11 protein-coding genes are annotated in these 13,830 nt (G+C 36.6%); 3 read left to right on the top strand and 8 right to left on the bottom strand.

Annotation, left to right across the window (positions count from 1 at the left end; translation table 11 throughout):
- Positions 1–13 precede the first annotated feature (13 nt).
- The 7 genes from kdsB to AC27G3_RS00025 form a co-directional block, all read right to left on the bottom strand.
- On the bottom strand, positions 14–757 hold the full coding sequence (gene kdsB, locus AC27G3_RS00055) for a 3-deoxy-manno-octulosonate cytidylyltransferase (RefSeq protein WP_487117777.1): 744 nt from the start codon (positions 755–757) through the stop codon (positions 14–16).
- A complete protein-coding gene (locus AC27G3_RS00050; RefSeq protein WP_487117776.1) occupies positions 754–1,416 on the bottom strand; it encodes an HAD family hydrolase in 663 nt (220 codons plus the stop codon). Before AC27G3_RS00050 ends, kdsB begins: the two co-directional genes overlap by 4 nt.
- Positions 1,403–3,016 carry an aldolase catalytic domain-containing protein gene (locus AC27G3_RS00045; protein WP_487117775.1) on the bottom strand — a complete coding sequence of 538 codons (1,614 nt, stop codon included), beginning with the start codon at positions 3,014–3,016 and terminating at the stop codon, positions 1,403–1,405. The genes AC27G3_RS00050 and AC27G3_RS00045 overlap by 14 nt, the downstream gene beginning before the upstream one ends.
- An 86-nt stretch (positions 3,017–3,102) precedes the next feature.
- On the bottom strand, positions 3,103–4,143 hold the full coding sequence (locus tag AC27G3_RS00040) for a polysialyltransferase family glycosyltransferase (protein WP_487117774.1): 1,041 nt from the start codon (positions 4,141–4,143) through the stop codon (positions 3,103–3,105).
- Positions 4,144–4,199: 56 nt separating this feature from the next.
- On the bottom strand, positions 4,200–5,093 hold the full coding sequence (locus tag AC27G3_RS00035; protein WP_487117773.1) for a glycosyltransferase family 2 protein: 894 nt from the start codon (positions 5,091–5,093) through the stop codon (positions 4,200–4,202).
- Positions 5,094–5,154: 61 nt separating this feature from the next.
- Entirely contained in the window at positions 5,155–7,125 is a 1,971-nt protein-coding gene (locus tag AC27G3_RS00030; RefSeq protein ID WP_487117772.1) for an acyltransferase family protein, read from the bottom strand.
- Between the two features lie 130 nt (positions 7,126–7,255).
- Positions 7,256–8,785, bottom strand: coding sequence for a capsule assembly Wzi family protein (locus AC27G3_RS00025; RefSeq protein ID WP_487117771.1), 1,530 nt, complete (start codon positions 8,783–8,785; stop codon positions 7,256–7,258).
- A 189-nt stretch (positions 8,786–8,974) separates the two neighbouring features.
- Here AC27G3_RS00025 and AC27G3_RS00020 point away from each other — a divergent pair, with 189 nt between their 5' ends.
- Complete coding sequence (locus AC27G3_RS00020; protein ID WP_487117770.1) at positions 8,975–10,087, top strand: glycosyltransferase family 1 protein; 1,113 nt, start codon at positions 8,975–8,977, stop codon at positions 10,085–10,087.
- Between the two features lie 67 nt (positions 10,088–10,154).
- Here the strand turns inward: AC27G3_RS00020 and AC27G3_RS00015 are convergent, their stop codons facing one another.
- Entirely contained in the window at positions 10,155–10,787 is a 633-nt protein-coding gene (locus tag AC27G3_RS00015; RefSeq protein ID WP_487117769.1) for a TIGR04211 family SH3 domain-containing protein, read from the bottom strand.
- Between the two features lie 209 nt (positions 10,788–10,996).
- On the opposite strand from AC27G3_RS00015, the gene AC27G3_RS00010 reads away from it, so the two are divergent.
- Together AC27G3_RS00010 and AC27G3_RS00005 are read left to right on the top strand one after the other, a co-directional pair.
- Entirely contained in the window at positions 10,997–12,568 is a 1,572-nt protein-coding gene (locus AC27G3_RS00010; protein WP_487117768.1) for a CYTH domain-containing protein, read from the top strand.
- 57 nt (positions 12,569–12,625) lie between these two features.
- Entirely contained in the window at positions 12,626–13,555 is a 930-nt protein-coding gene (locus tag AC27G3_RS00005) for a L,D-transpeptidase family protein (protein ID WP_487117767.1), read from the top strand.
- Positions 13,556–13,830 lie beyond the last annotated feature (275 nt).

Below are 13,830 nucleotides of genomic sequence, written 5' to 3'. Positions count from 1 at the left end.
TATCTACCTAATTTTATGACTGATTGTTTTGTAAAATTTTTACAACTCTTTCAACATCTTCTGGTACGTCTATTGCGTAAGAGCCTTTTTCTACCTGAATCATTTGAACCTGATAGTGTGACTCTAAAAATCTTAATATTTCGATGTCTTCTACAGCTTCAAGCGGGGTTTTATTCGGATGAGAGAAGAAGAATTCTAGATGCTCTTTAGAAAACGCATAAATGCAGATTTGTTTATAACCAAACTTAAAATCTCCGTTTTTGGTTAAAGGGATACCAGAGCGGCTCATGTAGAGTAATTTATTTGCTTGATCACAAACAACTTTTGGCACAGTGAATGATTTAAATTCTTGTTCATCTGTAATTTCACACATCGCATTAACAACACTACCATCCCCTGTTAAATAGGCTTGCACTACACTATTAATATCGTCAGGAGAAATCAGCGGTTCATCTCCTTGAACATTAATAATAAAGTCGCAATTAAGGGTACGGTTTGCTTCAGCTAATCTATCGGTGCCGGTCAGGCAATCACTACTGGTTCTAATGACTGAACCACCAAAGTTTTTTACTACAGTTTCAATGTCATCATTGTCGGTGGCAACATACACTTTATTGGCTCCAACAGCAGTGCAACAACGTTCCCATACATGTTGGATCATAGGTTTACCACAAAGGTCGAGTAATGGTTTACCTGGAAATCTTGATGATTGAAATCTTGCCGGTATCACTACCGCGTAGCTTTTTTCCTTGCTCATTGCTCTAAAACCTCTTCAAAAGAATCAATAATTTGATAATTATAACTCAGACAGAGTTCACGCATTGTTGCGTCAACATTGGAAAATGGGCTATAAAAAATAAAATCGATGTTATTAGCTTTAGCTGCCTCAAGATCTGAGACTGCATCACCTATCATTACGGCATTTAACCTTGGATGCCTGTTTACAATGTTAGTGACATGATTAACCTTCTTTTCCGGAGAGCCAAGAATCTCTTTAAAATAGCTATCTAATTGTCTGTGTTTAAATACATCTCTAAGCTCTTGCTGTTCTGAGCCACTAGCGACGTACTTTATCGCTGTGTTTTTTATTAATAATTCATTGATAAAAGGCGTGATGTTAGCCGATAAATAAAGTGTTTTACATTGCAGAGAGTAAGCCGTTAACAACGATTTTTTAAAATGTTCAATCTCAGATTCTTTAATACTAATCAGGTGTTCAACAAAATAATCTACATGATAGAACCGAGATTTTCCGAAATTTTCAGCAAAAAAGTTTGCACATTGTTCAGCTTCACACAAAGCAATACCGCTATCAATTAACGCATTTTTCATGGCGTCAATTTTTAAAATGTTAGCATCAAGTATTACGCCATCACAATCAAAGATTATAAGGTCGTATTCATTAAACGGGCGCATAAATTGATCCCTGTTTAAGTGGATAAGTTGTCGGTGTTAATGCCATTAAATGATTGCTGATTGAGAAACTATGCATCAAATTAATTGTTTCAAGCATTTCTAATTGGCGGGTATCGTTACTGTTATAACCATTAAAGCCTATTAATGTTACATTGTTTGCATTCATCGTTTCGGCAATCGAGAATGCATAGGCGACAGTGATATCAAAAGGAATAATACAATGAGTGTCGTTAGCAAAAAATTCCCCTACTTGCACCTCTAAACCATAATCTATTAGTTGGCACTTATCAGAAAACAACGTTAGCTCTGCGTCATTAAAGCGGTGCTTCGGTAAAATAACAGGTTTAACCAAGGTATTGTAAATTTCAGACTCAGAAAGAAACTTGTTGTTGTGCGACAGGCAATAGTAGTCGACAACATCGGCTAATTCGGCAATTACATTAATCGCAATAACAATTGGTTTCTTCACTTGAATGTAGGCGATAACATCTTTTAAATATTGATGTAACCCGGGTCCGTTAGCAATAATTAATACTTCTTGTTCTGCTGCAATATTACATAGCGCTGTTGAGCCACTCAGTGGCTTGCTTTCGCCAGAAAAAGACAAAGCTGCTCGGTAAACATCACCGCTGTATGATGATTTATTTTCTTGTTGGCTTAAATAGTTAATTGCACCAATAACTTCGTCGGTACCAAAGTGGCTGTCTGCGAGTAAGTTTTGGATATACGTTGGATGTAAATTATTTTGTGCGCCTAAAAAGTATAATAAATTACTCCCCCAACCACAGCTTTTTTGCATGGCCTCAAAGTGACGGATAGCCAATTCATAGACAGGGGTTGCGTTGTAAGGTGCTTGTTCTTTAGAAACAACGGCTAATAAATTTTCGGTTTGGGCATTACCTGCACCACGGCCCATACCAGTAATGGTGCTATCTAGCCACTTAACACCTTCACTCCTTGCTGTTAAACAGTTATCGAGTGCCTTAGCCATATTATTATGGGTATGGATTCCTAAGTCGCCTTGCCAGTGTTGGCGTAGTGCTCTGACTATGCGTTTAACTTCTTCACTGTCCATATTGCCTAAAGAGTCTGCGAAATATAATACGTCTAACCCTTGCCATGACTGTGCAATTTCAGCTTTCTGTGCAATTAGTTCTGTCGATTTTCCTGCTGCTTGCATTAAGTTGTAGCCGACAATATAGCCTTTGCGTTTTAGGCAGGCTACTAATTCAGCGGATTGTTCTACTTCATGAAAATGAGCAGCGATACGCACTAGATCAATTTTACTCTCTGCACAGTCAACAAATAATGAATCAACGGCTGCATCAACAGAAATTTGGGCACTTAATATGGTTTTCGCGTCAATCATTACACCATAAGTTGGGCCTTCTGGTAGTGCTAAACGATTGAGAAAATTTTCAGTAGTATAAGCGAAAGCACCCCGAAAACCCTCTTGCGTAAAGTTGCGAAGTCCTAATTCAATATAGTCAATTTTAGCTTCGACCATTGCATTAATGTAGGCTTGTACAATCTCTGGTGAAAAGTCCCAATGGTTGTAATAACCCCCATCGCGTAGCGTACAATCTAAAATTTTAAACATTGGCGGTTTCCTTTGGCAATCGGTTATATTGGCTGCATTTTAAAAAGGAATTATGCAGCGCTGTTCGTTTAGTAAAGCCGAACATATTAAAGCGAAACAAAGCTAATACCTAAACTGGTAAAAAGCGTTTTTAAGTTTTTTGAAATGGCGCTATCTAACTCATAGGCTTGAACACTGACTTTAGGCTTTAACCATTTAGCGGTTAATAAGGCAGTTGAAACATCGCCAATAATTAATGTGTCATCGCTAAGCTTGGGTAATAAAAGCTCCATACCCAAAGTATGTGGTAAGGGCGTACTGTTGGGAAAAGCCTTTGAAAGTAATGCCATGTTATGACTTTTAGGGTGCGCTTTTATTGCGATATCAGACAACGAATATTGCTTGGTAATAGCGGATTTTATTTTCTGTAAAAAGTCAGGGTCATTGAGATAAAAAGACTCATTAGGTAGACATACCACCGCTTTTACTTTGGAAAAGTCTATCGTGGATAACTCAGTATATTCTGCCACTAAAAACTCATTAACTTGTAAAAATTGGTCACAGGCAAAGTACGAAGTATCTAGCGCTATAAGTTCTTTTGACGACAGCAATGGGTGGGCATCTTTAGGAACAGCAAGGTAAGCGGTTGAGATCCAATCAGAGCTTCCTGTGGTTAATGCATTTTTCCACCAAAAGCCATAAACTAATTTTTTCATTAACGGGTCTATATAGCGATGAAAAATACTGTTTATGGATTTATGACCAAGATAACTTACTGTGCCATCGTCTAAATAAATACCTTTAACGTTTTCATTTGCTTGTGTAGCTTTGTGCATAGTAAATTGAAATTCCATGCGCCGATCACTGCCAGTAAATATTCTATCGGGTGGTGTCGTTGAAAGCAGAGCTTCAATTTGCTTAAACCTTAAATGCCTTTGTTTGTATTTTTTCTGGCTATCATCAATGGTTAAATCAAGGGTATGCACAAAAATATCGCTAAAGTGCTCAGTCGCATTGCCATATTTTTGTGCAATTGTTTTATTTTTACTAATAAAAAGAGCGATATTAGTATCATTTTTGTGGGATAAGGCTAAATTAGTCGCCACAAAAAAGTGTAGAGGAGACGATATAAAAAAATAATTTATCATAAGAAGGTATACGCTTTATTTAACTCGCAATCTGAATATAAGGCTTTATTATGCTGTTATTCTTGGGTTCTACGTATTTTACTACGTAATTTAGAAATCCAGCTGTCTTGCACGTATCGGCCTTTTTTAATATGCCGAATTTGAAAAACGCCTTCTATTTCTAACGGAATACCTTCACTACTTATTAACCACTTAAAGGCCGTATCTTCGTAGGTTTTTCTCCAACGTTCAGATTCTGTTTGAAACATCGATAATTTGCCACAATAACCAATAGCACGGGCTACGTCGCCATGCACAATTTGAAAGGCACCTTTGGCTTTATCTCTAGAAAATAAGCTAAAGTTATCTGTATTTATATCAACCACCTGCGGTTTAGAGTTTGCCTGAAGCATGGGGTCCGATTCAGCAAGCATTTCTGTTGTGTATTCTTGCCTTGGGAAATATAAACTTTGTGTTTTCCCTTTTAATTGTTGTGCAAGAGAGTCGAGACAGTTTTTATGAAAAATAATGTCACAATCGGTATACCAAATCCAGTCAGCTTTGGTTGATAACGCCGCCATGTTACGGCCAATGCCTCTTCTAAATAGTTTTCCATTAGTTAAAGGCTGCCAATTCCAAGTGACGTTTTCGACAACTAATGTCGAAAAATAAGCCAATGTCGCAGCAGTATTCGTATCTTCTTCAGAATAAAATACAGTGACTGTTAACGTGATATCTTTTGGGGGGGTATTCACAAAAGAGCTGAGTTGATAAGTTAACATGTTGGAATATTGCCAGCAGTGACTAACAATCTCTAAACTTAAGTTGTCTGTTTTTGCATGTCGTTCTGATTGCGGCGGTAGCTCGGCTCTAAACCACGAAGTAGGTAGAAATCGTTGAATAAAAAAACGAAAAAATAAAATAGACAAACGGCTGAATCTGCTTGGCGGAAATGTTTGGGTTTTTATCATCTTTTTGCACTTAACCTTAAATTTATCTTAACAAACGTTAATGGATATTTTTACTACTTAATTAATCAACAATATGACTTTTCGAAATTAACTCTTGTGCGCCAAAAACGCTTAAATGCCCGTCATCAAAATAAAGTGACTTACCTTTACTTACCGCAGGACAATTATTGTTATTACACATCAATTCAAAAGGTTTAACTGCAATAAGTTGATGATTATAATTGAGAGCGTCTAGTTTTTCTAATATATACCGATTTCGAGTAAAATAATAATCTGCATTTGTCGTTTTTTGTAAGTCAAACCGTAAACCGCCGCCGAAAATAGAAAAAGGCGTTAACAAATTACTAATATGCAAGGGAAGCTCCGGAATAGGGTATTGAATATAAACTGTTTTTCCAGAAGCAGTTAAGCGTTCTACCATTAACGACAATCCTTGCCAATATAACTCTCTTGTTTGAGCTGCGGTTAAATGGCTATAGTCGTCAGTTAATAAAAGGCTTGGATCCTTATTGGGTATTTCAGGGTAGTGGTTTCGGTGGCTACCAAATAGAAAACCATTATAATTGAACCCTAAATAAACATTTTCAATCGTCTGATTATTTTCTAAGTAACTAAACGCATCTTTTACCCATTGAGTACAGCCGGGATCGGTTACATCAAATAAAAGTGAAGGCACACAGCCACTAAAACTTAAATGCAAAACACCGATGTTTTTAGGCTCTAGCGCTTTAGCTAAGGCGTAGGCAGGCTCTACTGTGTGGCTATCTCCAAACGTTGCCCAAGTCACATTTTGGCCAAAGTAACGACATGAATTTTCGGGTGTTTCAAAATTTCGACCGTTATAGTGGCAGGCTTTTCTTTTCGGGCTGAACTTAATAGATGCCAGGTAACTGCTTTCACCAAATCTTTCTTGAAAACCTCTGTTGCTGACGCCAATTAGGCCAATTACAATAAAAAACACAATAGACATACCTGAATATTGTAAGACCGAAAATCTGGCTTTTTTTGTGCCCGACGGTTTTCTTCTAAAAGGCTTTTCAACAAAGTGATAGCTTAAAATTGCAAAGATAAAACTTAAGACAATGGCATAAATAAATAGTTCATCGCCAGGCTCTCCCACTGACTTTAAACGTAAAAAAGCAAAAAAGGGTTGATGCCATAAATACAAAGAATAGGAAATTAAGCCAATACTAACGAACAAGCGGTTTGCGAGTATTTTTCCAACCCAAGTGTTCGAGGTACTAAAAGTAATAATTAATACCGTACCGATAATTGGAACTAAGGCGTAAAAGCTCGGAAATAATGTATGCTCATCAAAAGTGAAAATTGAAAAAATAATTAACAGTATGCCAATAATACCAAGTGCTTCTCTTTGCCATGCTCTGATTGAGACTTTTTGGATATTCGTTAAAGCAATTAAGGCTCCGGCAAATAATTCCCAAGCACGACTAAAAATTAAATAAAAATTAGCGTCTGTAAAGCTATTAACGGCTAAATACTGGGCGAGTAATAATGACAATATAGATAGAGCAGTGACTACTTTTACAATGAAGCTTTTCCCTTTTGCCCACCAAAAACCTAACATCAAAGGAAAAAACAAATAAAATTGCTCTTCAACGGCTAAGCTCCAAGTGTGTAATAAAGGTTTTTGATCCGAAACCGTTGAAAAATATCCGCTGGTGGTAAAAAAGTGGAAGTTAGAAGTAAAAGTAACTACAGATATGACACTATTTGCATATGACTTTAGCAAATTGGCGGGCATAAAAATAAAAGCTAATAAAGTGGTAATAATTAATACAGCTGATAGCGCAGGTAGGATCCTTTTAGCTCTTCGCTCATAGAATTTTTTAATCGAAAAGCTATCTTGAGCTAATTCATCAATAATAATAGTCGTAATTAAATAACCGCTGATGACAAAAAATATGTCAACGCCAATATAGCCACCAGTAAAACCGAATAAACCAGCATGAAACAATATTACCGGCAGCACAGCAAGTGCTCTTAAGCCATCTATTTCTTTTCTGTATTGCAATGGAAGACCTTAAAGTTTTTGGTGAACATAATTAATTTACCAGTTAAATATAGAATTACATATTTTGTATTATTGTCACGTTACGTTTTTAAGCGTTTGCGACTAGCAAGTACTTGGCTATAAAACAGCGCTAAAATCTATATTCCCATTTCACATAGGCATCAAAATTGTTGTCAGTTTCGTTGGCTATCGTCGAATTAGTGATGATAGCTCCTGCGGTAAAACGAGAGTCTAGCGCATAAAAACGATATTCCCCTGCCAGTTGTAATAAGTCTTCTGGCACTTTAGCTACTGTATTACCCATATTAGGGTCATTAGGATATTTGTCACTGGCTTGGCTTTTGTCACTGTTAGTATTGAGTTCAGCTTTTCTTAGCTTTAATTGCCAGCTATTGCCGCTTGGAAGTTGAGATAATACCGTTAACACCATTGCTTGCGTATCGTTATCATAGGTTGAGCCGATGGCTCTGCGATAATAGCGATACCCTGACTCATAGATATTGTGCTCATAGAAACAATTTTGAGAAGTATCTTCTGCATTCCTACAACTAACTTGAGTGTCTGAATATTCAAGGCTAGTAAGGATGCGTTGTCCCCAAGTACTAAAGCGTAGCTCTGCACCGTACATTGAGGCTTTATCTGAAATTAAACCATTAGGTGATGCATCTTCACCAATAACTTGGGTGTAAATTGCATAAGAGGTATTAAATAAAGTGTCAGACCAACGAATATCATAACCTGCTAAATGATTACCTTTGTTGGTATTTAAATCATCATCACACTCAGACGCACCATTGGCACATTCAACACCACCAAAAATTATGTCAAAAAAGTCTCTTATTGAACTCGGTTGTCCTTTTCCTGCCCATTGAACAGACCAAGAAGTGCCAATTTCTAATCCTCTAAAAGGGCGAATGGTTGCTCGGCTACTCCAAATTAATGGTTTTTCGACCACCCGATCGCTTTCTTGTTGCGCCATTTGTGTGGTTAATGTCCATGGCCCTAACCAGCTAAGCCATGGGGTTTCAAAAGCTTGTGAAGAGTCGCGGGTTAAACTTAATGCCGGTAATGGGCGAGCATTGGTGGACATAATTAAACTACTATCAACACCAGGGCCCCACCAACGTTCAATAACACCAGCGCTGAGCACCCAATTCCCCATTTTGTAAGCAAGATAACTGCCGTCCATATTATAGTCATTGCCTTGATTAATGGCGTTATTATGGTCTAATCCAGCGCGGTAATTAAGTTGAACTTTACCCGCTAGGTTTTCACCTAAATACTCTTGCGAAAGGCTAACACCACCTTGATCGAAATCATTACTGCCAAAACTAGTGAAACGTTGTTCACTCGAAGCTGCATATAGTTTTATGCGGCTGATATTATTTTTACGTGAGACAAAACCAAAATGACGGTGGACATTTCTTACGGCCAATTTTTGTGCGTCTGTTAATGGCTGTAAGTCTGCTTTTCTAATGTCAGGCATTATGGCGTTCCACATCAGAGGATAAGTGGTTACAGGAACTGTAATAATGCCAGTATCAGCTAAAAATTGAATATCATTTCTTAATGCAAAATCGTCTAACTCAACCCAAGGAGCAGCAATAAGGTTTAATGTGGTGAATGCTAAGAAAATGAAAAGTGGTAATTTCAATTTCATTGGTGAGTTCCTATATTTATGTTGATTTTTTACATGGGATTGCGAACAAAAAATTCTCAGCATTGTATCAGAGAGCAAGCGAGAACTCACTGATTGATAATAATTTCCTTAAAAAATAATTTAATAGTATTGATGTTGATATTTAGGCTAAAATTGCCAAATTAAGGTATTACAGGTCACTTTAAACTAATGATGAACAATGCAAGACTCTTATTTATTCCCGTTTCATCAATATCAGGTATTGGTGAATACAATCGCTCTTTAATTATTGCTAAAGCGATCAAAGAAAAATGGCCTAATTGCGAGATTCACTTTATTTTAAATGCAGACGTACCTTATTTTTCATCTTGCCCATTTACTGTGCACCCGTGCCAAGGCTCTGCGACTAAAGATACTAAATCGGTGAATCGTTTTATTGAAGAGATTAAACCTAATTTAGTCATTTTTGATGCTTCTGGGCGTGCACAACAGTTTAAAAAAGCGAAAGAGGTCGGTGCTAAAGTTGCTTTTATTTCTCAGCATAAGAAAAAGCGATCTCGAGGGTTAAAATTAAATCGGTTATTAAACACTGATATTCATTGGGTTGTTCAACCCGATTATTGCATTGAGCCGTTAAGTTGGTTTCAAAAAACTAAACTTGCTCTGTTTAATCGACCATCACCTAAAAATGTAGGAGCGGTGTATTCTGTAATAAGTGAATCATTTACCAAACAAACGCTTAAAAAATTTAATCTTATATGTGATGAGTATTTTGTTTTTAATGCCGGCTCTGGTGGTCATAAAAGCAAAGAGGGTTTGGCTGCTGATATTTATTATCAAGCGGCGATAGACTTTTATCAACAAACCCAAATGCCATGCGTGATGGTATTTGGTGATAATTACCCAAAAGATATTCCGATTAACTCTGAATCGAATGATAACACTGCAAAAAATCAGACGAGTGGTGTTGTGTGTATGAAATCTGTTGATAATAACGAATTTATCGCACTTCTTACTTCTGCCAAAGGAAGAGTTATTAGCGCTGGCGATACAATTTTACAATGCATTGACTTGGCAAAAGTATCGGTGGCGGCAGCAGTATCTAAAGACCAACCTAAACGTTTAGCGGCATGTGCTAAGCAGCAATTGTTAATTCAAGCACATTTATCAAGAGAAGATTTATTACATCAAGCATTAATGAGTATGGATAAGGATAAGTCAGCAAAAATTATTACTAATATGAATAAATACGTGAAATTAAATGCACTTGATCAAATTATTAATGATATTGAAGGGATCATTAGCAAAAAAAACGATAATTAACTATGCGTTATTTATCGTTTTATTGTGAGTTTTTATCGGTTATAGCGGCTAATGTAGCCTCGAATGATTAAGACCAACTGTCCATATTACCACGGCGACGTCCACCAAGTTTAGGTAAGATTAAACCTAGAACAAGACCAACACCTAAGACAATAGCACCAGTGAAAAACCACTGTTTTTGAACATCAGTGTCTTGTGTTTTTAATTTCATTTGAGTAGAAGCTAATTGATTTTTTAGCGTCGCAATTTCGTTATTTAATTGGCTACTGTTGTCATTAAGCTGGCTAACCGTTTCTTTAACATTATTTAACTGGCTATCTAGTTGGGCGTTTAAGTCAGTCGCTTCTGCTAGTTGAGCATTTAATTCAGCAACAACAAATCGCAAGCCTGGTTGTTCTGTAATGTATTTCGTTTCTACCCATGCGGTTTTATTTTTATCATCAATAATTTGACTATAATCGTCTTCTGATAATCCTGTAAGTTTTATATGCGAACCGGCATTAATAGTGCCTACAATTCGGTAGTTAGTTCCTGCGCCAGCGTGCATGTATATATATAGGTCATCACTGATATAGCCTTGAGTATCACCTGAAGCATTTTGCTCATCTTGAAAAGCAAACGAAGGCATTGAAAGCATGAATACAATCAAGGCGAATAGGTTTTTTGCATTGTTCAGTCGTGTTTTTTGGTGTGTTTTCATCGGATAACCAATATCAAAATTAACAAAAGAGAGGGCAGATATTAGGGGTTTGGCGTATTGAAAGCAAGTGAGGAATTGTGGATACCTTGAAAATACTCAATATTTTTAAGTAATCTAATTTCGCTTTTATCGATAAAAGAGTATATTTAGACATTAAATCTATAACACAGTGAGCTTTACTCAAAGGTTTGGCTTTTTAATGAGAAAGTATGAATACCGAGATTGAACTTAAATTTTTAGTATTAGAAAAAGAGAATGAAGTCAGTACAGTTGAGAAGATTTCTGAGTTACTAAACGCTAAAAAGTATGTTTATGTTAACCAGACGAAAACGCTAACTAATAGTTACTTTGATACAGCTGATTTAGCATTACGCCATCAAGATAAAGGTCTACGTATACGTACAAGTGCTGATGAAAACAATAATAAGCAATCTGAGCAAACTATAAAAACGGCTGGCAAAGTAGTTGGCGGTTTACACCAAAGACCTGAGTATAATGTTGATATTACAGGTAACTTTCCTGAGTTATCACTATTTCCACAAGATATATGGCCAGAAGATCAATCTCTTGATGAACTGCAAAATCAGCTTGTTAGTCTTTTTAGTACGAACTTTTCACGAGTAACTTGGTTAATTACTATAGAACATGTAAACAATGAAGAAAGTGTTGTTGAACTCGTTTTTGATCAAGGGGTTATACAATCAAAAGATAAAGAAGATGTTATTTGTGAAATAGAGTTAGAGCTAGTAAAAGGTCATGTAGATGACTTGTTAGCTTTGGCAAAAGTATTGTGTTTTGGTTTACAACTCAGACCAGGTATTAAAAGTAAAGCGGCTCGTGGTTATGCGCTTTATCATCAGCATACTACTGGCGAAACTCCTTGTGATGTTCGCGATGAAGAGTTGTCTGGTTTATCACTAATTCCTTTAAAGCAACCTAATAGTATTGAACAAGTCTTTTCAACTGGTGTTGAATATAGTTTAACGCAATTGCAAACTTTCGTTGATGCTTATTCGGCTAAACCGTCATTAGCAATTTTGAATAAAATTACTGAAACCTTGGCTTTATTACGACAAGGCTTTTGGTTGTTTGATCAATGTTTAAGCCCTGAAATGAAAAAGCTGCGAAATGAGCTGAGTTTTTTCATTAAAAAACTCCAATGGGTTGAAGATGCTTGCCATTTAAAAGAACTCACCACAAAAACGGGTAATTACCGCGCAAAACTACATTACAGCGACTCTTTAATTGAGCAATTAAAATCAGAAAAAAATAGTTACCCTGATAGCGAACAAAATATTGCTTTGTTTCATTCTGCGCGCTTTAACCGTGTCCAATTGTCTTTACTTAGTTTACTGTTGTCGAAAACACCCTTAGTCAATGTCGAAAGACTAAGTAATTCTGATGTTATAGGTTTTGCTCAAACGGCATTAGAGTTTAATCGACAAAATCTCGTTAACGCTATGTCTGCTACATCAAATATTGATAGTGCACAGTATATTAACCATCATAAGTTACTAATACGCTCGTTATTAACAGGTAGCTGGTTTGGCTCTTTGTATGAAAAAAGCGAGCGGCTGGCATTTAGAAACCCTTGGTTAGATATTAAAATAGGCATTAGTGAGCTGCAAACCATTTTGTTATTACAGCAGCAGTTAAGAAAATTAGCTGAGCCTGACGTTAAATTAACTAAATGGCTCGACTCTAAAATTGAACATTTGTTATTAACGCTTGAGCAATCGAGAGTGCAGGCTGTCGCTTCGCTACCTTATTGGGACTGTTAAATTAGTAATAAAGAGAGAGTAGTTATTTTAGATATTAATAAGATTGGGATAAAAGCGGTGAAGTTAAACGTAGTTAAACGAGCAAGTGTATTATCAGCTTTTGCTGCCATAGCGCTAAGTATACAGTTGCCGATCAGCGCAGCTGAATACCAACTCCCCGATGATAAAAGTAGATTAATTGGCAAGTTACAACGACATACTGTTGAAAAAGGTGATTATTTTCAAGATATTGCAGAGAAGTATAATGTTGGGTTTCTTGCTTTGCTTGCAGCAAATCCAGGCGTCGATCCCTTTTTACCACCTGTTGGCACCGATGTTTTAATTCCTTCTCAAATGTTGCTTCCCTTTATAAAAAGAGAAGGGATTGTGATAAACCTACCTGAATTAAGGTTGTATTACTTCTTACCAGAAGAAAATAAAGTGATGGTATTTCCTGTTGGTATTGGTCGCGAAGGGCTAGAAACTCCCCGAACAACTTCTTATATTGGACAAAAAAGAGAAAACCCTGTTTGGCGTCCTACCAAAGAAACACGTGCTCGTTATTTAGCTGAACACGGCGAAGAGCTTGCCAGAGAAGTACCAGCAGGTCCAGATAACCCTTTTGGAAAATATGCATTACGACTAGGGTTTAGTGAGTATTTAATACATGGTTCTAACCAAAGGTTTGGTATAGGCATGCGAGCGAGCTCTGGTTGTATTCGCATGTATGATAACGACATTAAATGGCTTTTTGAGCATGTGCCGGAAAAAACTCCCGTTCATATTATTGAGCAGACTGTAAAAATGTCGTACGAGAGAGATAATTTACGTTTGATAGAAATACATCAACCGTTAACGAAAGAGGGAGTAGCTCCTAAAGAAGTTACCGTACCTGAATCAGTGAAGAATTTTATTGGCGGCTCTGAACATAATTGGCCGTTATTATTACCTTACTTTGAACAAGCTAAAGGGGTTGTTGTGGCGATTAAAAAGAAAGTTAAAAGCTAAGTAACCAGAGCTCGGCTTAACAAATATTTCTCTAGCAGCTATTTTTCCTTACTTTTTCGTTAAATTTCTTGCAATAGGCCAGCTATTGACGCGAAATTTGCCTTGAATTAAGAAAAACTATCAAGCTAGAGTAAAGTAATTATTTATCTATTTTTCAAACTATTAACCATCTCTTAAACCGAGTTCAGTTTAAGTAAGTTCTAGATTAAATACATTCTATGTAGGTAAAAAAAGCACTTATAAAAATAAGTGCTTTTTTATTTGCTCGAGTTGAC

It is taken from the genome of Colwellia sp. SU-HH01217, assembly GCF_057543495.1.
This window is presented reverse-complemented; position numbering and strand designations above follow the sequence as displayed.